Origin of the sequence: Pseudomonas fluorescens group sp. (assembly GCF_020093335.1) — a bacterium.
GTDB classification, from domain to species: Bacteria; Pseudomonadota; Gammaproteobacteria; order Pseudomonadales; family Pseudomonadaceae; genus Aquipseudomonas; species Aquipseudomonas petroselini.
On the sequence record NZ_JAIOKW010000011.1, the window covers coordinates 139,036 to 159,701 of the forward strand.

Here is a 20,666-nt window from a genome sequence, read left to right on the forward strand (position 1 = left end):
CATGGCGCACCAAAGTGAAGAACTGATCATCGAGGCGCTGGATATCCACAAGTCGTTCGGCACGCTGCAGATCCTCAAGGGCATCTCCCTGCAAGTACGGCGCGGTGAAGTGGTGGTGCTGATCGGCGCCTCGGGCTCGGGCAAGACCACCTTTATCCGCTGCATCAACCTGCTCGAAGACATCCAGGGCGGGCGCATCCGCGTCAACGGCCGTGCCATGGGCTATCGCGAGCGCAGCGACGGCAGCCTGGTGCGCGATTCGGAGCGCAACATCGCCCGCCAGCGTCGCGACATCGGCATGGTGTTCCAGCGTTTCAACCTGTTCCCGCACATGACCGCGTTGGAAAACATCATCGAAGCGCCAATCCAGGTGCTCGGCACCCCCCGTGCCGAAGCGTTGGAGCAAGCCCGTGGACTGTTGGCGCGGGTCGGCCTGGCGGACAAGGCCAGTCATTACCCCTCGATGCTCTCCGGCGGCCAGCAGCAACGGGTGGCGATTGCCCGCGCCCTGGCGATGAAGCCCCAAGCCATGTTGTTCGACGAACCCACCAGCGCCCTCGACCCGGAAACCGTTGGCGAGGTCCTGCAAGTGATGAAGGAACTGGCCGAGGAGGGTATGACGATGGTGGTGGTCACCCACGAAATGGGTTTCGCCCGCGAAGTCGCTGACCGCGTGGTGGTGCTCGATCAGGGCGAACTGATCGAGCAAGGGCCGCCGGAACAGATCTTCAGCCACCCCAGCCACCCCCGTACCCGGGCGTTTCTCAGCCGCGTGTTATGAGCCCGCTAATAAACCCTTGTGTTGAAGAGCCTTTGCCATGTTGAAATTCTCCGCTCACGAGTACCCCTATCCCTCGCAACGCCAAAGTGTATTTGCCCGGCGCGGCATGGTTGCCGCGTCCCAACCCCTGGCCGCCCAGGCCGGGATCGAAATCATGCAAAAGGGCGGCAACGCCATCGACGCCGCCATTGCCACGGCGGCTGCGCTGACGGTGGTGGAGCCCACCGGCTGCGGCCTCGGCGGCGACGCGTTTGCGCTGGTCTGGTGCAAGGGCCGGCTGCACGGTTTGAACGGCAACGGCCATGCGCCGACGGCCTTGAGTATCGACGCGGTCAAGGCCGCCGGGCATGACCAGATGCCGCTGTACGGCTGGACCCCCGTCACCGTGCCCGGCTGCCCCTCGGCCTGGGCCGAGCTGTCGCAACGCTTCGGTAAGTTGCCGTTTGCCGAGTTGCTGCAACCGGCCATCAGCCTGGCGCGCGACGGTTTCCCGTTGTCGCCGGTGGTTGCCCATCAATGGCAGATCTCCTTGAACGAATTCAGCCCCCATCGTGACGCGGTGCTGGAGGCCTGGTTCGACACCTTCTTGATTGATGGTCGCGCGCCACGGGCCGGTGAAGTTTTCCGCAACCCGGCCCAGGCTCGCACCCTGGAAGAACTCGCCGCCACCCGCTGCGAAAGCCTGTATGGCGGCGCGCTGGCCGAGCGCCTCGACGCCCATTCCAAGGCGAGCGGCGGCTACCTGCGCGCCAGCGACCTCAGGGATTACCGCGCCCAATGGGTCGAGCCGATCCACATCAACTACCGAGGTGTGGACGTCTGGGAAATCCCGCCCAGCGGCCAGGGCCTGGTGGCGCTGATGGCGCTGAAAATCCTCGAAGGCTTCAGCTTCGATCACCGCGACAGCCAGCAAACCTGGCATCGCCAGTTGGAGGCGATGAAGCTCGCCTACAGCGACGGCCTGCACTACATCACCGACCCGTTGCACATGCGCGTGGCCGTCGCCGATTTGCTCAGCGATGACTACAGCACCCGTCGCCGTGCGCACATCGGCGAACAGGCCCTGCCACCCAAGCCCGGCGACCCTCACGCCAGCGGCACGGTGTACCTGGCCACGGCCGACGCCGAAGGCAATATGGTCTCGTTCATCCAGAGCAACTACCACGGTTTCGGCTCCGGCGTGGTGCTGCCCGACAGTGGCATCGCACTGCAGAACCGTGGGCAGGAATTCAGCCTCGACCCGACCCACGCCAACTGCCTGGCGCCGGGCAAGAAAACCTTCCACACCATCATCCCCGGTTTCCTCACCCAGGACGGCCAGGCCCTCGGCCCGTTCGGCGTAATGGGCGGCTATATGCAGCCCCAGGGCCATGTGCAGATGGTGATGAACCTGGTGGACTTCGGCCTCAACCCGCAAGCGGCCTTGGATGCACCGCGCTGGCAATGGCTGGGCGATATGAAGGTCGGCGTCGAACATGGCGCTTCCCGCGACCTGGTCAATGCGCTGGCGCGGCGCGGGCATAAAGTGCAGACCGACAGTGACCTGACTGACTACGGGCGCGGGCAGATCATCCTGCGCGACCCGGTCAGCGGGGTGCTGTGCGGCGGCACCGAGCCAAGGGCGGATTCGCATATTGCGGTATGGTAAGGCGCGTCAGTACACGCTAAGCAACACCCAGCCCGCCAGCGCTACCAGCGCGGTGTTCACGCAGGCCAGGGCGAAGCCGAAGCGCACCAACTGGCCTTCTTCCTCGGCGCTGGTCTTGGCCAGCCCGAGCACCAGCATCACGATCGACAGCGAACCCAGCGCGGCATGCCCGGCCGCGCTGTTTTGCACGGCCGCCAACAGCCCGCGTGACGACTCGGGCAGTAGCGCCACGGCCGGCATGAAGATCGCGTTGCCGCCGACGTTGGAGCCGGTCATGTAGCCCGACAACCCGCCGAGTAACGCCACCAACGGCGCTGCGGCGCTATCCGGCAGCCCAATCAGCACCTGGACAAGGCCGTCGAGAAAGCCGGCCTTGACCATCATCTGCGACATGGCCAGGAAGAATAAAATCGTCAGCAATGGCCGCCGTGCACGTGCGCCGAGCGTGCCGAGCAAGGCCCCGCCGCCCCGCCTGTGCACCCACACCAGCACGAGCAGCAAAGCAATGCCGGGAGACGCCAGCGGTTTCCAGGCGACGTGCTGGCCGCGCACCACCCAGGCGTCTTCCAGGTGGGTGAGGGCATTGAGGCCCTTGAGCAGCACGATGCAAATGATCAGCGCCAGGTAGGGCCAGGCTTTTCGCGGCCAGGCCAGCGCCGTCGCGCCCTGGCGTCGATGCAACGCCAGCAGCAAGGTCGTAGCGGCCACGCTCAATCCCGCGCTCACGCCGGCCACTTCCGGGCCCAGCCAACGGCTCGACGCGTAGAGCACGCCCAGAAACAGCAGGCCCAATCCCACCAAGGCGCGGCTGATACCCACCCCACAACAGTACGACGCCAGGGCCGCCAGCACGATGAAGACCGGCGCACTTGTCAGCGCTGAGGTCGACGCCAGCGCGGCTGCATCCACATGTGCCAGTGACGCGCCGATCACCGTCGCCAGGCCCAGGGTGCCCCACGGCATGATCGCCATGCCGGTCAACGCCACGCGCAGCGCGATGCGGCGTTCGAACAGACTCAGCAACAACGGCACCGTGGCGATCAATGAAACGCCGAACCCAGTCATTGCCTCCAGTAACGGCGCCAGCCCCAGCACGATGAACACCACCAACTCGGCGCGCTTCAAGCCCAATGCCTGTACCCATTCGCTCAGCGCCTGGTTGACCCCCATGCGCTCGATCAGAATCACGAATGCCAGCCCCGGCACAATCACCAACGCGGTGCTGGCGAACAACACCGCCGTGTCCTTGAAGGCCGCCATCGCGGCACTCGGCAGCAACCCCTCGAACAGCCATAACACCGCCACCAGTGCGGCACCGGCAATCGCTGCCTGAACCGGTGGGCGACGCAACACCATCAGCATCGACATCACCAGCAACACCGGTGACAGGTGGATCAACAACGCCATGAGACACTCCCTTTCTGCATGCCAGAGGAGTTGCGATAGTATTGAGGTCCCGGTCGTCATTGGTCTCTGATTCGAGGCTGTTTTCGATAAAATTTCTCACCCTGACGAGCGCGCCCCCCCGATGGCCAAACCTGCTGCTTCCCTGCTGGACCTGGACGGTTTCGACTGGTCGATCCTGGCGCTTGTGCAACGTGACAATGGCTTGCCCCTGCGCGCCCTGGCCGAGAAGGTCAACCTCTCCACCGCCGCCGTGCAACGCCGTATCAAGCGCATGGAGGAGGGCGGAGTGATCAGCGCGAACGTGGCGGTGGTCGATCCGGTCAAGGCCGGCAAACCGATCACCATCCTGGCCGAGGTCTCCGTCGAGCGCACCAGCATCGACGCGCTGACGGCAACCAAAGCCAGTTTCTCCGTGCCCCAGGTGCAGCAGTGCTACTACGTCACCGGCGAGGTGGATTTCGTGCTGGTGCTCAATGTCGCCAGCATGCAGGAGTACCAGGCACTCGCCGCGCGTTTGTTTGCCGAGAACCCCAACGTGAAGTGGTTCAAGACGCTGGTGGCGTTGGATCGGGTCAAGGTGGGATTGGAAGTACCGATCAGTTGAAGTTTTTTTGAAAAAGTTTGGCGGCAGCTGTCCCTTTTTTTCACTTCGCCTGTCATTCCAGGTAAGTGAACATTATCGAGAGCTTCCTCCAATGCCCGCAGTCCGACCCTTGCGCTTGCGCCCGTTGCTGAAACTGAGCCTGATGCTGAGCCTCAGTGCCAGCCCGTTATTCGCCGCCGTCAGCTACGCCGAAGACACCGCCAGCCGCCGCAGCTACCAAGTGCCGGCCGGCAGCCTGAGTGCGGCGCTGACGCGTTTTGCCGGGTTGTCGGGGGTTAACCTGTCGGTGGACCCGGCCCTGGTCAGCGGTCGCAGCAGCAGCGGTTTGTCCGGCGAGTTCGGCGTGGAGGAGGGCTTTGCCCGCTTGCTGCAAGGCTCAGGGCTGCAACTGCAACCCATGGGTGAGCAGGCCTACATGCTGGTACCGGCACCGGATGGCAGCAGCCTGGAACTGGCGCCGACCTCGATTCTCGGCACCACCGGCCTGTACGACGGCGACACCTACGCCGGTGGCCAAGTGGCGCGGCGTGGCTCGCAGGGCCTGCTGGGCACGCGGGATTTCATGGAAACCCCGTTCAGCATGACCACCTACACCCAGGACGCGGTGAAGAACCAGCAAGCGCGCACCCTTGGCGACCTGATCGCCAGCGACCCGTCGGTACGCGCCACCAACCCGGCGGGCGGGCGCTATGAGCAGTTCACCATTCGCGGCTTCAGCCTGTTCAACAGTGATGTGGCTTACAACGGGCTCTATGGCGTGTTGCCGACCTACACCATCGATATGGAAATGGCCGACCGTGTCGACATCTTCAAAGGCCCCACCCAACTGATCAATGGCATCTCGCCGCGCGGCAGCGTGGGCGGCGGGATCAACGTGGTGCCCAAGCGCGCCACCGACAAAGACATCAACTCGTTTACCGGCAACTGGGCCTCTGATAGCCAGGCGGGCGGTGCGGTGGATATAGGGCGGCGCTTTGGCGAAGACAACAAGTTCGGCATCCGCTTCAACGGCGTTAAACAGTCCGGCGACACCGAATGGGACCACCAGAGCGTCGACCGTGAAATGGCCGTACTGGGCCTGGATTTTCGTGGCGAGCGCCTGCGCCTTTCCACCGATATCGGCCACACCGAGCGTGACACCGATGCCCCGCAGGAGCGTGTGCAGGTCGCGGCCGCCGCGCCGGTCCCCAGTGCCAACGATGTGCGCCGCAACTATGCGCAGTCCTGGAGCAAGGCCAGCACCAACGACACCTTCGGCACCGTCAACGCTGAGTACGACCTCAGCGATAACGTGATGCTCTACGGCGGTGTGGGCGCGCGCAAAAGTAACCACGACTTCCTGCGCCATGCGGTGTCGGTGACCAACGCGGCCGGTGATTTCGTGGTGTCGCCACGGGATTTCACCCGCGATGAAAACGTGCGCACCTACACCGCCGGCGTGCGCAACTGGTTCCAGACCGGGTCGGTGAGCCATGAGGTCAACCTGGCCGCCAGCTACTTCTATATGGACTTTGAAAACGGCGGCGCTCGCTATGCGAACGGGCGCAGCAATCTCTATAACCCGGTGCAAACGCTGACGCCCTCCACGGCAACGCGCCAGGATGCGAAGGTCTACACCGAAAACAAATTCAGCGGCGTAGCACTGTCCGACACCCTGGGCTTCTTCGACGACCGCCTGTTGCTGACCCTCGGCGCGCGCTGGCAGCGAGTCAAGGTGGATGACTGGAACAATGGGGTCAAAGGCCTCACCGGCTACGATGAAGAGAAAGTTTCGCCGTCCGGCGGCTTGCTGTTCAAGGCCACCGACAAGCTGTCGTTGTATGCCAACTACATGGAAGGCCTGAGCCAGGGCAAGGTCGCGCCGTCGACGTCGAATAATGACGATGAAATCTTCCCGCCATTTATCAGCCGCCAGGTGGAAGTGGGTGCCAAATACGACGCCGGTGCCTTCGCCGTCACCGCTGCGGTGTTCCGTATCAAGCAGCCTGCCTATGAAACCAATAGCACCACGAACCTGTTCGGCCCCAACGGCAAGCGCCAGAACACCGGGGCGGAGCTGAGTGTGTTCGGCGAACCGCTCAAGGGCGTGCGGCTGCTCGGCGGCGTGATGTACATCGACAGCGAACTGCGGAAAACCACCAACGGCACCTATGACGGCAACCGTGCACCGGCGACGCCCAAGTACAACGTCAACCTGGGTGCCGAGTGGGACGTACCGACCCTGGAAGGGCTGACCCTGACCAGCCGTGGCCTCTACTCCAGCTCGCAGTACCTGGATCAGTCCAACGACAAGGAAATCGACGCCTGGAACCGTATCGACGTAGGCGCGCGCTATGCGTTCAAGGTGGACGACAAACACATCACCCTGCGGGCGAACGTGGAGAACGTCGCCGATAAACGCTACTGGAGTTCGGCCGGCGCCTCGGATGACAGCGAGCCGGGGTTGACCTTGTCGACGCCGCGTACCTACCTGCTCTCGGCCACCGTCGACTTCTAGCATGAGGCTTGCTGCGCGGACTGGCTTCTGTGGTCAAGGTGGTTGCAGGGGTGAGCGGGCTGTTGTGGTGAGCAGGCTTGCTGGGGTGAGCAAGCTTGTTGAGGTGAGCAGGGTTGCTGGGGTGAGCAAGCTTGTTGAGGTGAGCAGGGTTGCTGGGGTGAGCAAGCTTGTTGAGGTGAGCAGGGTTGCTGGGGTGAGCAAGCTGTTGTGGTGAGCGGGCTTGCCCCGCGCTGGGCTGCGCAGCAGCCCCAACAAGAACACCACTTCGTGTCAGGTAGAACGCGGCGCCAGGTTTTGGGGCGGCTTCGCCACCCAGCGCGGGGCAAGCCCGCTCACCACAACAAGCCCGCTCACCACAACAGCCCAGTCACCACAACAAGCCCGTTCACCACGCAGGCCACTCACCCCAACAACCCCGCGTCCACAGGGTAGAGCGGGTATAAATGAGAATGTTTTTTGATCACGCCGCGCTGATATGGAATAGTACCCGCCGTTTTCCCCAGCCTGTCTAGCCGGGGTGTTTTAACGCCGAGGTTCTTGTCATGCGATTGCTGCGCTCCATCCCCACCCTTGCCGCCTGCGTCCTGGCGTTCTCTTCAAGCCTGCTGAGCGCCGCCCCCATCGACCTCAACGACGGCCAGCACGCCGTGCATCTGCCGGACGCACCCAAGCGCGTGGTGGTGTTGGAGTTCTCGTTTCTCGACAGCCTCGCCGCGGTTGACGTGACCCCCGTCGGCGCCGCCGACGATGGCGACGCCAACCGTGTGTTGCCCCGTGTGCGCCAGGCCATCGGCCAGTGGACGTCCGTGGGCCTGCGCTCGCAGCCGAGCATCGAGGAAATCGCGCGTCTCAAGCCGGACCTGATCGTCGCCGACCTCAACCGCCATCAGGCGCTGTACAACGACCTGTCGAGCATTGCACCGACCCTGTTGCTGCCGTCGCGTGGCGAGGATTATGAAGGCAGCCTCAAGTCCGCCGAGCTGATCGGCAAGGCCCTGGGCAAAAGCCCGCAGATGACCGCGCGCATCGCGCAAAACCGTGAAAACCTGAAAAACATCGCCCAACAGATCCCCGCCGGCGCCAGCGTGCTGTTCGGTGTGGCGCGGGAAGACAGCTTCTCCGTACACGGCCCGGACTCCTACGCCGGCAGCGTGCTGCAAGCCATTGGCCTGAAAGTCCCGTCGGTACGTGCCAACGCCGCGCCCACCGAGTTCGTCAGCCTGGAGCAACTGCTTGCCCTCGACCCGGGCTGGTTGCTGGTCGGCCATTACCGTCGCCCGAGCATCGTTGACAGCTGGAGCAAGCAGCCGCTGTGGCAAGTGCTCGGCGCCGTGCGTAACCAGCATGTCGCCGAAGTGGATGGCGACAGCTGGGCGCGCAACCGTGGCGTGCTGGCGTCGGAGCAGATCGCCGAAGACACGTTGGCGATCCTTAAAGGCGGCAAAGCCGTATTGAGCCAATAACCGTGCAACGCAGTTTCGCCGCCATGGGCATCCTGCTGTTGGGCGCCGGGGTGTTCTGGTTTTCGCTGTACAGCTGGTCACCGTTCACGCTGACGGCGACGGATGCGTGGAATGGCCTGGTCCATCAAGGCAGCGTGGGCGGCAATATGGCCTACATCGTCGCCCAATTGCGCGTGCCCCGTGCGGTGTGCGCGGCGTTGGTCGGTGCCTGCCTGGGCTTGGCCGGCGCGTTGATGCAAGGCATTACGCGTAACCGCCTGGCTTCGCCGTCCCTGTTTGGCGTGACGGCGGGGGCGGCGTTGGGGTTGGCGTTGTTTTCCACCGGGTTGGTCGCGCTGCCCTTCGCCGGCGGTGCGTTGTTGATGACTTGCCTGGGCGGCGCGCTGGCCTGGGTCACGGTGTTCAGCCTGGGTGGCGCCTGGTCGCCGACCACCGCCCAGGGGCGTTTGGTATTGGCCGGCGTAGCCGTGGCGGCGCTGTGCGCGGCCTTGACCCGGCTTACGGTGATCCTGGTCGAAGCCCAGGCGCAAAGCGTGCTCAACTGGCTGGCCGGTTCCCTGGCGAATGTCGGCGCCGCGCAAGTGCAATTGCTCTGGCCGTGCACCTTGATCGGCGGCGTGTGGGCCCTCTGGTGTGCGCCGCGCTTGAACCTGATCAACCTCGGCGAAGACGCCGCACGCTCGCTGGGCGTGGGCATCGCCAGCCTGCGCCTGCAGGTGTTTGTCGCCAGTTTGCTGCTGGTGGGCGCGAGCGTCTGCGCGGTAGGGCCGATCGGCTTTGTCGGGCTGATTGCACCGAATATCCTTCGCCAGTTCCTCGGCAATGACTACCGCTGGCTGATCCCGCTGAGCGCGGCATTCGGCGCTGTGATTGTGCTGGGGGCCGACCTGCTCAGCCGCGCCGTGGCGTTTCCGGTGGAGACCCCGGCCGGTGTGGTCACCGCGCTGATCGGCGCACCGTTCTTCCTCTTTCTTGCCAGGCGCGCCCTATGATCCGCCCACGTTCGCGCCTCTGGCTGCTGCTCGGCCTATTGCTGCTGGCGACGTTGGTCAGCCTCAGCGCCGGCACCCAGTGGCTTGCGCCGGGCACCGTGGTGGAGCGCCTGCTGGCCCACGACGCGCTCGACTTCGAAGTGTGGAACCACCGCCTGCCGCGCAGCCTGATCGCGATCCTCGCCGGTGCGGCCTTCGGCCTGGCCGGGGCGATTGTGCAGGGCGTGATCCGCAACCCGCTGGCCTCGCCGGAAATCCTCGGTGTGACCCAGGGCGCCGGTTTGGCGCTGACCGTGGCGATCATCAGTTGGCCGCATTTGCCGATTGCCTGGCTGCCGCTGGTGGCCTGCCTGGGCGGTGCTGGTGGCGCGTTGCTGCTGGCGCTGTACAACACCGGGGTGAGTTTTTCCGGCGTGCGTTTTGCGCTGTCCGGGGTGGCGATTGCGGTGACGTTGTCCAGCGTCACCGAGTTTCTGATCCTGTCCCACCCGCTGGATATCAACACCGCTTTGCTCGCGTTGACCGGTAGCCTGTGGAGCCGCAATTGGCACCACGTGGCGCTGGTGCTGCCGTTCCTGGTGTTGATCCCTGTGGGCCTGTGCCTGGCCAAGCCGCTGAACCTGATTGCGCTGGGCGATGAAGCGGCCCACAGCCTCGGCACCGCACTGAGCCGCACACGCTGGCTGGCGATGGCCTGCGCGGTGCTGCTGACCAGCCTGGGCGTGGGCGTGATCGGGCCGATTGGCTTTATCGGCCTGGTCGCACCGCACATGGCGCGGCGCCTGGTAGGCGGGCATCACCAGTACCTGCTGCCGGCGGCGATGCTGATCGGTGCGCTGCTGCTGGTGCTGGCCGACACCCTGGGGCGTACGTTGATCGCGCCCAGCGAAATCCCCGCCGGGGTGCTCACGGCGGTGATTGGCGCGCCGTATTTTCTTTGGTTGCTGGCACGGTTCAAGGGCTGATGACATGAGTATTCTCCACGCGCAACAGCTTGATATCGGCTACGGTGCCACGCGCATCGTGCAAGGGTTGTCCTTCGCGCCGCCCGCCGGGAAGGTCACTGCCTTGATCGGCCCCAATGGCTGCGGCAAATCCACCTTGCTCAAGGCGTTCGCGCGCATCCTTACGCCGACCCAGGGCGAATTGACCCTGGATGGCCAGGCCTACGCCGGCCTGTCCGCCCGCCAATTGGCGCGGCAGATCGCGTTTTTGCCCCAGATATTGCCGGTGCCGGAAGGTGTCAGCGTGCGCCAACTGGTCGCGTATGGTCGCAGCCCGCACAACTCATTGTGGGGGCGCCTGAGCGGCAACGACCAATCCCATGTCACCCAGGCCATGCAACGCCTGGAACTGGATACCCTGGCCGACCGCGCCCTGGCAGATTTGTCCGGCGGCCAGCGCCAACGTGCCTGGCTGGCGATGGTGCTGGCGCAGAACGCGCCGGTGGTGTTGCTCGATGAACCTACCACTTACCTCGACATCAGCCATCAGGTCGAGCTGCTCGACCTGATGGGCGAACTGGCGGCTGAGGGCAAGACCGTGATCACCGTGCTGCACGACATCAACCAGGCGTGCCGTTATGCCGACCACCTGGCGGTGATGCACGGCGGCAAGCTGGTGGCTGACGGTGCGCCGGGGGAGGTGATCAGCGCCGAGTTGATGCGGCGGGTGTTTGAGGTGCAGGTGCAGATCATCAATGAGCCGGTGTCCGGCACGCCGATGTGCGTGGTAGAGAAAAGCACCCGTCATCACGCCTGACGCGATCAAAAGATCTGGGAGGGGGGGGGTGCTGCCGATAGCAGGGGGGCAGTCATTACAGGAGGTGACTGACACTCCGCTATCGGGAGCAAGCCCCCTCCCACATTTGGAGCTCAGTGGGTTTCAGATTTCCATACGGCTTTCTTCACATCAATGGCCTTGGGTAACAACCGGTTCTGGTAGAACAGGTCCGCCGTCGCCTGCTGCGCCTGGATGATCTTGTCGTCAATCGGCAAAATCGGCGAAGGCGGGCGGTTGTCCATATAGCGCGCAACCACGGCGGCGGGCAGGCCCATGAAGTCGGTCAGGACTTTCAAGCTGTCTTCACGCTGGCTGCGCGTGAGCGCTTCGGCGGCGGTGAGTGCTCCGAGAAGGTCGTGGATGAACGCACCGTTGGCCTTCGCATACTCACGCCGCGCGGTATACACCGGCCCGGATAAGCCGAGGCCTTCACCATTGGCCAGCACCTGGCTGGGGCTCTGGCTCAGGGCCAGGGACGAATAGGGTTCCCAGATGGCCCAGGCATCCACGCTGCCTTGTTCGAATGCCGCACGCGCATCGGCCGGCGGCAGGTACACCGGCTGGATGTCCGTGTAGCTCAGGCCGGCTTTGTTCAGGGCGCGCAGGATCAGGTTGTGGGAACTGGAGCCTTTCTGGAAGGCGACCTTCTTGCCCTTGAGGTCCGCCACCGAATGCAGCGGGCTGTCGTTGCGCACCAGGATGGTTTCGGCGCTGGGCTTGGGCGGTTCGGCGCCGATGTAGACCAGGTCGGCCCCGGCAGCCTGGGCGAACAGGGGAGGGATGTCGCCGGTGGCGCCGACATCCAGCGCACCCACATTCAGCGCTTCGAGCATCTGTGGGCCGGCGGGGAATTCGATCCACTTCACTTGCGTCTGCGGGAAGCGCTTTTCCAGCAGGCCATGTTCCTTGGCGAGCACCAGGGCGATAGAGCCTTTCTGGTAGCCGATGCGCAGTGCGGCGGGGTCGGCCGCCAAGGCCGTTTGAGTGACGGCCAGCAGGGCCAGCAACAGGGCCGTAATCTTCATGCGTCGTCCTTTTTAAAGCGGTTTTCGGGGCGCGCCAAACCGAGGTTTTCACGCAAGGTGGAACCGGTGTATTCAGTCCGGAACAGGCCGCGCCGTTGCAGCTCGGGCACCACCCACTGGGCGACATCTTCCAGCCCGCCCGGCAGGTGCGGCACCAGGATATTGAAACCATCGGCCGCGCCATTTTCGAACCAGTTTTGCAGCGCATCGGCAATCTGTGCGGGCGTGCCGATCAGGCTGTAATGCCCGCGCCCACCGGCAATCCGCCGACCCAATTGTGCGAGCGTCAGTTGCTCACGGTTGGCCAAATCACTCAGCAGTTGCTGGCGGCTGCGTTGCCCGCTGTCGGTCAGCGGTAACGCGGGCAAGGGACCGTCCAGCGGGTAGCCCGACAAGTCAAAATTACCCAGCATGCGCCCCAGCAAAGCCACGCCGACTTCCGGCTCAACCAACGCCTGGAACGCCTCGAATTTCGCCTGGGCTTCAGCCTCGGTCTGACCGACCACCACAAACACCCCCGGCATGATTTTCAGCGAATCCCGTTCGCGCCCATACCGGCTCAGACGCGCCTTGAGATCGGCATAAAACGCCTGGGCACTCGCCAACGACGTCTGCGCGGTAAACACCACCTCGGCGGTTTGCGCCGCCAGTTCACGGCCGGTTTCCGACGAACCCGCCTGCACGATCACCGGCTGGCCCTGGGGCGAGCGTGCCACGTTCAGCGGGCCTTTGACGCGGAAGTGTTCGCCGACGTGATCCAGCACGTGCAGCTTCGCCGGGTCGTAGTAGGTGCCGCTGGCCTTGTCCCGCGTGAAGGCATCGTCCTCCCAGCTGTCCCACAACCCCGTCACCACCTGATGAAATTCCCGCGCGCGGCTGTAGCGCTCGGCATGGCCGAGGTGTTCATCGCGGCCAAAATTCTGTGCTTCGGCGGCGGCATCCGAGGTCACCAGGTTCCAGCCGGCGCGCCCGCCGGACAGGTGATCCAGCGAGGCGAACTTGCGTGCGACATGGTAAGGCTCGTTGTAGGTGGTGGTCGCCGTGGCAATCAGGCCGATGTGATCGGTCACTGCGCTGAGCGCCGACAGTAAGGTCAGCGGTTCGAAATGGTCCGAGCGCGCCATCTGGCTGGCGACCTCACCCGTAGGCGCGGCAATGCTGTCGGCCACGAACAGCGCATCGAACTTCGCTGCTTCGGCCACGCGTGCCAGGTGTTTGTACTGGGCGAAATCCAGCCCGGCATCTGCCGGCACGTCCGGGTGGCGCCAGGCGGCGACGTGGTGCCCGGTGGCCATGAGAAAGGCGCCGAGTTTCAGTTGACGGCTCATGCTTAGAAATCCTTGCGCAGTTGCACGCCGAAGTAACGCTCATCGTCACGGGGTACGGCGCGGTAGATATAATTGCCGCCGCTGGCCAGCAGCGGCGAGTAGGACTTGTCCGCGAGGTTCTTGGCCAGGAATGCGACGCGCCAGCCCCTGCTGTAGTCGGCCAGGGCCACGCTGGCGTTCCAGATGCCATAGGCACCTTGTTGGGTGTCGACATTCTGGCTGATGTCGTACTGCACTTCACTCTGCCAGCTGTAGTCGGTGCCCAGTTCGATGTCCAGGCCGTTATCCAGCGGGATCGTGTAGTCGGCGCGCACGTAGCTTTTCCAGTCCGGGCTGAAGGGCAGCGGCTTGCCATTTACGTTGCAGGTCGCGGCGGCACCCGCGGGGCAGGCGAATTCGTCGATGCGCGCACGGGTGTAGGCCAGGGCGCCGGAGAGCTTGAGTTGCTGGGTGGCCTGCAAGGCGTAATCCAGCTCGACGCCTTCGGTGCTGACGCTGCCGGCGTTGATCAAGCGGGTCACCACTTGGCCGGCGACGGTGTCGAAGAAGTTGGCCTGGTAGTTGTCGTAGTCGCTGTGGAACACCGCCAGGTTGGTGGTCAGGCGGTTGTTCCAGGCGGTGGCCTTGATCCCGGCTTCCCAGGTATTGGAGGTCTCCGGCTTGAGCGCGTCGGTGTCACGCGGCTGCATGTTGAAGAACACGTTGTAGGCCGGGCCTTTGTAGCCGCGCGAGTAGGTGAGGTAGCTGGTGACGCTGTCAGTCAGGTCGTACTGCACGCCGAGGCGGCCGGACCAGCCGTCTTCGTCCACCGAGCCGGAACTGGAGGTGGCCGGTTGAATCCCGCTGACCGTCGTGGCCGAGGTGGAGGCGCGGCGGTGAGCGTATTTCAGGTCATCGTGGGTGTAACGCAGGCCGGCGATACCCCGAAAACGCGAGGTGAAGTTCAGTGTGGTTTCGCCGAAGACCGCGTAGCTGTCGTTGGTGGTGCTGTAGTCGGCGATGCCACGGTCGGTGCGTGTCGTGGTGGTCAGTGTGCGCTGGTAGGTTTCTTCGTCCTTGCCGTGCATGTAGAACAGGCCGCCGACGTACTCCAGGAATTCGCCCTTGGGCGAGGCCAGGCGCAGTTCCTGGGAGTACTGGTTGAAGTCCAGTTCGCCCTTGTCGGCGGTGCCAGGGAAGGCAGCGCTCACGGTACCGAGGCGGTCGCCGTCCTGGTATTGGGTGTTGTCCCAGCCGCGCCAGGCGGTGATCGAGGTCAGGGTGTAGTCGCCGAGGTTCCAGTCCAGCTGGGCGGATACACCCTTGTTGCTGTCTTCCACATGGCTGCGGGTATCGGTGTTGATGTCGCGGTTGTCGCTGGATGCCCGCACCGGGCTCAGGGCGTTGCTGAACGCCGGGCTCAGGGACTTGCTGACCACGCCATTCGGCGCGTCGTCGTGGGACTGCATGTAGTCGGCGATCAGGGTCAGCTTCATGTCATCGTTGGGGGTGAACTCCAGCTTGCCGCGAATGCCTTTGTGGTTGTAGCCGTTGACCTCCTGGCCGTTGTGCGGGTTGTCCACGTTGCCGTCGTAGCTGCCAAACAACGTACTGATCGAGCCCTTGAGCACGTCAGGTACCAGGCTGCCGCCGATGCCGAAGCGGGTGCGGCTTTCATTGCCGCTGTAGTACGACTGATCGATATAGCCGTGGGTCTCGGCGGTGGGCGCCTTGCTGGTGATATTCAGCACACCGGCCGAGGCGTTCTTGCCGAACAACGTGCCTTGCGGGCCGCGCAGCACTTCGATGCGCTCCAGGTCCAGCAGGTCGAGGGTGGCCTGGCCGGGGCGGGCGTAGACCACGCCGTCGATCACCGTGGCCACCGTCGGCTCGACGCCGGGGGAAGTGGAAATGGTGCCCACGCCGCGCACGAAGAGCGAGGTGTCCTTGTTCGACGCGCCGGTGCGGAAGTTCAGCGACGGCACCTGCTGGGCGATGCTCGCCACGCCGTTGCGGTTGTCCCGCTCCAGTTGTTCGCCGTCGAGCACGGACACCGCTACCGGGACTTTCTGCAGGGATTCTTCGCGGCGGGTGGCGGTGACGGTTACCGATTTGAGCGTGGGTTCCTGCTCGTCAGCGGCAAAGGCGCCGGGCACGGGGAGGGCGGTCAGACCCGCGAGCAGTAACAAATGAGTGTGTTTTGTGACGTTGTGCATGCTGTGTTTGCTCGAAAAGAATGCCCGGGTCCGCTGCGGTTCTTGCGACCGTCAGCGCCTGTGAAAACTGTCGTGGGCATTCGCTTGAGCGAGTAGCAGACAGCGCGCTTTGTTAGCGCTAACATCGGCATTATTGGTAGCTCGGGTTTAGAGCGTCAAAGACTTAAAAATTATTCCTATATTCTTTTTGGTTGTTAGCAGGATTGTCCCGTGAGCGAAGATAAACCGCGCAAGCGCCGTGGCGCCGGGCGCGTCACCTTGAACACCGTGGCCCGCCAGGCCGGGGTGTCGGCGATCACCGTGTCGCGCTATTTCAACCAGCCGGAGCACGTCTCGTCCGAGCGTCGCGAGCGCATTGCCCAGGTGGTCGCCGAGCTGGGGTATGTGCCCAACCTGGTGGCCGGCGGCTTGGCCTCGGCGCGCGGGCGGATCGTGGCGATGGTGATCCCGAACATCTCGGGGCCGATCTTTGCCAATACTATCCAGGGGTTCAGCGACACCCTCAGTCGCCATGGCTATCAATTGCTGCTGGCGTCCAGTTACTTCAGCGCCGAACAGGAAGAAAGCGCGGTGCGCGCGTTCCTCGGCTGGTCGCCGGCAGCGCTGGTGCTGACCAGCCGCTTCCACAGCGCAGGCACTGAAAAGATGATCGCGGACGTGGATATCCCGGTGGTCGAAACCTGGGACTACGTGCCCGAACGCGCGCCGCTGCAGATCGGTTTTTCCCACTACGACGTCGGTGTCAGTGCCGCGCACTACCTGCACGGCAAGGGCTACCGACGCATTGCCTTCGTGCAGAACAGCGCGGCGGGCGACTTCAGTGCACTGGAGCGGCGTGACGGCTTCGCCGCGACCCTGACCGAACTGGGTGTACAACCCTGGGTCTTCGCCCCGGACGCCGACCGCGCCCCGTTCGAAGCAGGCAAGCAAGCGATGGAAACCCTGATGAGCCACGCCAACCCGCCCGATGCGATCTTCTTCGCCAATGACAACCTGGCCGCCGGTGGTTTGCTGGCCAGCCAGCGCGCCGGGTTGAAGATCCCGCAGGACTGCGCCGTGCTCGGGTTTGGTGATTATCCATTTGCCGAAATGCTGCTGCCGAGCCTCAGCACTATCAAGCCGCCTGCGCTGGAGATGGGTGTGCTGGCCGCGACGCGGGTGCTGGAAAGCCTGGGCGTGCTGGCGGTGAATGATGAGGTACAGCGCTTGAACTTGCTGGAGTGCCGCTTGATCGAACGGGAAAGCGCCTGAGCTTTATTTGCGGCTCGGGGGCAATTTGGATACGGTGAAAGCCTGCCCACAAGGATGTTCCTATGACCGAACCCGTCCCCAAGACCCGTCGCGCCCCAAAAGGTGAAAAGCGCCGTGAAGAGCTGCTGGACGCAGCCTTGCAGGTGTTTTCCCTGGAGGGCTACAGCGGCGCCTCGGTGGCAAAAGTGGCGGCCATCGTCGGTATTTCCGTTGCCGGTGTGCTGCACCACTTCCCCAGCAAAATTTCATTATTGATGGGCGTGCTGCAACGCCGCGACGAGGTCAATCAACGGATTGCCGATGAAGTGCGCGCTGAAAAAACCCTGACCGGGTTGCTTGGCAGCCTGCGTGCGATCAACCGTTCGAACGCGACCGCGCCAGGTGTGGTGCGGGCGTTTACCATCTTGAATGCCGAAAGTCTGCTCGACACCCAACCGGCCTGGGCGTGGTTCCAGGAACGTTACGCGGGCATCCAGCGGCGCTTGCAGGGGCAGTTTGCCGACCTGGTGGCGGCGGGGGAGGTGCGCAGCGATGTGGACATCGCCGGGCTGGTGGAAGAAATCCTGGCCATGATGGATGGCCTGCAGATCCAGTGGTTGCGCTTTCCCGCGCAAGTGGACCTGGTGGCGCGGTTCGACAGCTACATCGCGCGGGTCGAAGCGGCCATCAGAATCCAAAAATAACGCGGCCCAAAATGTGGGAGGGAGCCAGTCGAATCGTCGCACCGCCCCTCCCACACTAGACTGAGTCGGGATCAGTTGCCGGCAGCACTGCCCTGGCTGCTGTCATCGCTCATGTCATAGCCATCACCGTCGCTGGTGCCGCTATCCCCTTCATTTTGATGCAGCACGCCGCCAGTCTTCACCGTCGATTCACGCAGCGTCGAGTTGAGCGCCGAGCGCGGCAGCGGGTTGCTGGTGGTGGTCGACAGTTCCTGGCGGAACGGGTTGACCAGCTTGGCGTTCAGGCGAATATCCTGGGACGACGCGCCCACCGACAGGTTGAAGCTGTCCGCATCCACCACCCACTGCTTGCTCGCCACGTCGTAGTAGGCCAGCGAGCGATCGTTGAGTTCGATGGTCACGCGCTTGCTTTCGCCCGGTTTCAGGAACACCTTCTTGTAGCCCTTGAGTTCCTTGATGGCGCGCTCGACTTTCGGGTTGTTCTGGCCCACGTACAACTCGGCCACTTCGGCGCCCGCGACCTTGCCGGTGTTGGACAGGTCGAACGACACCTTGATCGGCGCACCCGCCACCGCCACCCCAGGGGTCACGCTGATGTTGCTGTAGCCGAAGGTGGTGTACGACAAGCCATAACCGAACGGATAGAGCGGCTTGATGCCTTTCTTCTCGTAGCCGCGATAGCCCAGGAACAGGTCGTCCTTGTAGCTCATCTCGGCCAGGGTTTCCTGGTTGTCGAATTTCGGGAAGGTCGCGTAGATCGGGTTGTCTTCGATGTTGCGTTCGATACTGATCGGCAGCTTGGCCGACGGGTTGACCTTGCCCAGCAGGATCTCCGCCAGGGCCTGGCCGCCGTTTTGCCCAGGGTAGAACGCATGCAGCGCGGCCGGTACCTGGTCGATCCAGTCGCTCATCTTCAGCCCGGTACCGCCGTGCAGCGTGACCACGGTGTTCGGGTTGACCTTGGCGATGCTCTGGATCAGCAGGTTCTGGTATTCCGGCAGGTCGAAGCTGTGGTCGAAGCCTTCGCCTTCGTATTCATTGCTGTTACCGGCTGCCACCAGGACCGCGTCGTACTGCGCCAGGTCTTGCGGTGCCACCAGCGAAGCCCAGCTCATCTGCACGCCGACCAGGCCGCCCATGGTCGAGAGGTAGCCGTTACGACGCGAGTATTCCAGCTTGATATCGACGGGTTTGCCGGCTTCCAGGTTGACCTTGGCAAACACCGGGATGGTCGGCGGAATGCTGTTGTTCGGCAGCGGTTTGCCGTCGCCGTTGTCGAGGACTTTCTTACCGTTGACGTAGAGGCGCACGGCGCCGTCGGCGCGGATCTTGAACACCTGCTCGCCGCTGACGGTCGGGGTGATCTGGCCGCTGTAGCGGATCGAGGTGGCGGCGGTATCGCCGTTCACCGGCAGGGTATCGGTGGACCAGTCGAGGTCGACATGTGTGTCGGTACGGCTGGCCGCCGGGTCACCGGACCAGTTGGTGTTGCTGAAGAACTCGGTCTTCAAGCCTTTGGCGCTGTTGCCATTGCTGTCGGCATGGGTCCAGGTCGAAGTGGCCGGGTCCAGGGACAGCCCGTCGATAAACTCAACCTTGGCGCCCGGCGCCAGTTGCTGCAGACCGCTCAGCTCACTGATGTAGTTGGCGGCCATCACGTTGGCGCTACCGAAACCGGTAGGCGGCGCGTACTTGGCCAGGGTGCCGACCACGGCGATGCGCTTGACCTTCTTCGCGTCCAGCGGCAGCAGGCTGTTCTGGTTCTTCAGCAGCACGATGCCTTCACGGGCGGCGTTCAGGGCCACACGGTTGCTGGTGGCGCTGTTCATGTTGTGGCTGGTCAACGGCGCCTTGCTGTCGAATTTGTACAGGTAGATCTGCTTGAGGATGCGCCGCACCTTGTCATCGATGGTCGCGCTGCTCAGCTCGCCGCTGTCCAGGTAAGGCTTGAGGATGGTGCTGTTCATCTGGTAGCCCATCATGTCCAGGTCGGTACCGGCCTGCGCCGCCGGCAACCCGTTGACCACCGCGTTGTAGTCGCTCTGCACGAAGCCTGGGTAGCCCCATTCGGTCTTGAGGATGTCGCGCATCAGGTGTTTGTTCTGGCAGGCGAACTCGCCGTTCACCTTCTGGAACGCGCACATCATCATCGCGACTTTGCTGTTCTTCGACGCGGACTCGAACGGCGGCAGGGTCATCTCGCGCAGGACGCGTTCGCTGATGATTTCATCGAGGTGGAAGCGGTTGCTTTCCTGGTCGTTGGCGGCGAAATGCTTGGCGTTGGCCCACACACCGCGCGATTGAATGCCGTTGATCACCGCCGGCCCGAGGCTGGCGCCGAGGAACGGGTCTTCGCCGGACAAATACTCGAACGCACGGCCGCTGTACGGCATGCGGTACAGGTTCACGCCTGGCCCGGTGACGAACTGATAACCACCGCTGGCGGTGTCATAGCCCAGGGCACGGCCGAGGTCGATGGCGCGGCGCGGGTTCCAACTGGCGGCCAGGTTCGGCCCGGACGGGTACACCACGCCCTGCGCGTTGCCCTCGCTGGTGTAACGCACACCCACGCCGCCATCGGCGCCGTGAATCTGCGGGATGCCGTACTGAGTCAGTGGCTTGACGTCCCAGCCACCGGTGCCGCCGATGTAGGCGAGTTTTTCTTCCATGGTCATCTTCGCCAGGGTCTTATCCGCGGCCTTTTCTGCACGGCTTACCCGGCCTTCATCCAGGGCCGGGCTCGTGGCCGCGTGCACCTGGGACACGGCCAGTGCCAGCAGGGCGAATGCCGACTGCGCACCGATCATTTTGCGTTTATTCATGGGTCTCTCCGACAACTGTTCAGTAAACATGGCGCGCCGAGAAGTGCGTGTTGCAATGCACGCTCGTCACTTTTTTCTGGGCAATAGTTGCCCGTGAGCGCAATTTTTAACCGATGGCTAATTGCAACTATTTGGCGAAATTCGCAGTTTTATAAGTGTAATAATTATATGAGTTGTTATTGTAAGTA

Annotated in this window: 15 protein-coding genes; 10 read left to right on the forward strand and 5 right to left on the reverse strand. The window is 63.6% G+C overall.

The features are described 5' to 3' along the window. Position 1 precedes the first annotated feature (1 nt). Positions 2–781 (forward strand): amino acid ABC transporter ATP-binding protein, encoded by a 780-nt coding sequence (locus tag K7431_RS14760; RefSeq protein WP_015884888.1) that lies wholly within the window; start codon positions 2–4, stop codon positions 779–781. 37 nt (positions 782–818) lie between these two features. Next, positions 819–2,429, forward strand: a complete 1,611-nt coding sequence (locus K7431_RS14765) for a gamma-glutamyltransferase family protein (RefSeq protein WP_015884887.1) — start codon at positions 819–821, stop codon at positions 2,427–2,429. A 6-nt stretch (positions 2,430–2,435) separates the two neighbouring features. Here K7431_RS14765 and K7431_RS14770 read toward each other — a convergent pair whose 3' ends face one another. Beyond that, a complete protein-coding gene (locus K7431_RS14770) occupies positions 2,436–3,836 on the reverse strand; it encodes an L-lactate permease (protein ID WP_015884886.1) in 1,401 nt (466 codons plus the stop codon). Positions 3,837–3,957: 121 nt separating this feature from the next. Between K7431_RS14770 and K7431_RS14775 the strand changes: the two genes are divergently transcribed. The 6 genes from K7431_RS14775 to fecE all read left to right on the forward strand — a co-directional run bounded on the left by K7431_RS14775 (position 3,958) and on the right by fecE (position 11,153). Further along, positions 3,958–4,440: an Lrp/AsnC family transcriptional regulator gene (locus K7431_RS14775; protein WP_015884885.1), complete on the forward strand. Its 483-nt coding sequence runs from the start codon at positions 3,958–3,960 to the stop codon at positions 4,438–4,440. A gap of 91 nt (positions 4,441–4,531) precedes the next feature. Continuing rightward, positions 4,532–6,937: a TonB-dependent receptor gene (locus K7431_RS14780; RefSeq protein ID WP_015884884.1), complete on the forward strand. Its 2,406-nt coding sequence runs from the start codon at positions 4,532–4,534 to the stop codon at positions 6,935–6,937. A gap of 542 nt (positions 6,938–7,479) precedes the next feature. Next, positions 7,480–8,400 (forward strand): Fe(3+) dicitrate ABC transporter substrate-binding protein FecB, encoded by a 921-nt coding sequence (locus K7431_RS14785; RefSeq protein ID WP_015884883.1) that lies wholly within the window; start codon positions 7,480–7,482, stop codon positions 8,398–8,400. Positions 8,401–8,402: 2 nt separating this feature from the next. Then, positions 8,403–9,392, forward strand: a complete 990-nt coding sequence (fecC, locus tag K7431_RS14790) for an iron-dicitrate ABC transporter permease FecC (RefSeq protein ID WP_015884882.1) — start codon at positions 8,403–8,405, stop codon at positions 9,390–9,392. Beyond that, complete coding sequence (locus K7431_RS14795) at positions 9,389–10,357, forward strand: iron chelate uptake ABC transporter family permease subunit (RefSeq protein ID WP_015884881.1); 969 nt, start codon at positions 9,389–9,391, stop codon at positions 10,355–10,357. The genes fecC and K7431_RS14795 overlap by 4 nt, the downstream gene beginning before the upstream one ends. A 4-nt stretch (positions 10,358–10,361) precedes the next feature. Continuing rightward, the gene (gene fecE, locus K7431_RS14800; protein ID WP_015884880.1) at positions 10,362–11,153 is read left to right on the forward strand and encodes a Fe(3+) dicitrate ABC transporter ATP-binding protein FecE; all 792 of its coding nucleotides are present in this window, start codon (positions 10,362–10,364) and stop codon (positions 11,151–11,153) included. Positions 11,154–11,266: 113 nt separating this feature from the next. Here the strand turns inward: fecE and K7431_RS14805 are convergent, their stop codons facing one another. From K7431_RS14805 to K7431_RS14815, 3 genes are read right to left on the reverse strand one after another with little or no spacing between them, the layout of a single operon-like run. Next, positions 11,267–12,199, reverse strand: coding sequence for a sulfonate ABC transporter substrate-binding protein (locus K7431_RS14805; RefSeq protein WP_015884879.1), 933 nt, complete (start codon positions 12,197–12,199; stop codon positions 11,267–11,269). After that, on the reverse strand, positions 12,196–13,527 hold the full coding sequence (locus K7431_RS14810) for an LLM class flavin-dependent oxidoreductase (protein ID WP_015884878.1): 1,332 nt from the start codon (positions 13,525–13,527) through the stop codon (positions 12,196–12,198). Before K7431_RS14810 ends, K7431_RS14805 begins: the two co-directional genes overlap by 4 nt. A 2-nt stretch (positions 13,528–13,529) precedes the next feature. Then, positions 13,530–15,722 (reverse strand): TonB-dependent receptor, encoded by a 2,193-nt coding sequence (locus tag K7431_RS14815; RefSeq protein ID WP_015884877.1) that lies wholly within the window; start codon positions 15,720–15,722, stop codon positions 13,530–13,532. A gap of 210 nt (positions 15,723–15,932) precedes the next feature. On the opposite strand from K7431_RS14815, the gene K7431_RS14820 reads away from it, so the two are divergent. Beyond that, complete coding sequence (locus K7431_RS14820; RefSeq protein ID WP_015884876.1) at positions 15,933–16,973, forward strand: LacI family DNA-binding transcriptional regulator; 1,041 nt, start codon at positions 15,933–15,935, stop codon at positions 16,971–16,973. Between the two features lie 62 nt (positions 16,974–17,035). Further along, complete coding sequence (locus K7431_RS14825) at positions 17,036–17,656, forward strand: TetR/AcrR family transcriptional regulator (protein ID WP_015884875.1); 621 nt, start codon at positions 17,036–17,038, stop codon at positions 17,654–17,656. Between the two features lie 71 nt (positions 17,657–17,727). Here the strand turns inward: K7431_RS14825 and K7431_RS14830 are convergent, their stop codons facing one another. Next, positions 17,728–20,478, reverse strand: coding sequence for a beta-glucosidase (locus K7431_RS14830; protein WP_043205618.1), 2,751 nt, complete (start codon positions 20,476–20,478; stop codon positions 17,728–17,730). Between the last annotated feature and the right edge of the window lie 188 nt (positions 20,479–20,666).

Bases quoted from the DNA above. Each gene is read 5' to 3' on its own strand.
- K7431_RS14815 (WP_015884877.1), bottom strand. From the start codon at position 15,722: ATGCACAACGTCACAAAACACACTCATTTGTTACTGCTCGCGGGTCTG.
- K7431_RS14810 (WP_015884878.1), bottom strand. From the start codon at position 13,527: ATGAGCCGTCAACTGAAACTCGGCGCCTTTCTCATGGCCACCGGGCAC.
- K7431_RS14780 (WP_015884884.1), top strand. From the start codon at position 4,532: ATGCCCGCAGTCCGACCCTTGCGCTTGCGCCCGTTGCTGAAACTGAGC.
- K7431_RS14795 (WP_015884881.1), top strand. From the start codon at position 9,389: ATGATCCGCCCACGTTCGCGCCTCTGGCTGCTGCTCGGCCTATTGCTG.
- K7431_RS14785 (WP_015884883.1), top strand. From the start codon at position 7,480: ATGCGATTGCTGCGCTCCATCCCCACCCTTGCCGCCTGCGTCCTGGCG.
- K7431_RS14830 (WP_043205618.1), bottom strand. From the start codon at position 20,478: ATGAATAAACGCAAAATGATCGGTGCGCAGTCGGCATTCGCCCTGCTG.
- K7431_RS14825 (WP_015884875.1), top strand. From the start codon at position 17,036: ATGACCGAACCCGTCCCCAAGACCCGTCGCGCCCCAAAAGGTGAAAAG.
- K7431_RS14805 (WP_015884879.1), bottom strand. From the start codon at position 12,199: ATGAAGATTACGGCCCTGTTGCTGGCCCTGCTGGCCGTCACTCAAACG.
- K7431_RS14770 (WP_015884886.1), bottom strand. From the start codon at position 3,836: ATGGCGTTGTTGATCCACCTGTCACCGGTGTTGCTGGTGATGTCGATG.
- K7431_RS14765 (WP_015884887.1), top strand. From the start codon at position 819: ATGTTGAAATTCTCCGCTCACGAGTACCCCTATCCCTCGCAACGCCAA.
- fecE (WP_015884880.1), top strand. From the start codon at position 10,362: ATGAGTATTCTCCACGCGCAACAGCTTGATATCGGCTACGGTGCCACG.
- K7431_RS14760 (WP_015884888.1), top strand. From the start codon at position 2: ATGGCGCACCAAAGTGAAGAACTGATCATCGAGGCGCTGGATATCCAC.
- K7431_RS14775 (WP_015884885.1), top strand. From the start codon at position 3,958: ATGGCCAAACCTGCTGCTTCCCTGCTGGACCTGGACGGTTTCGACTGG.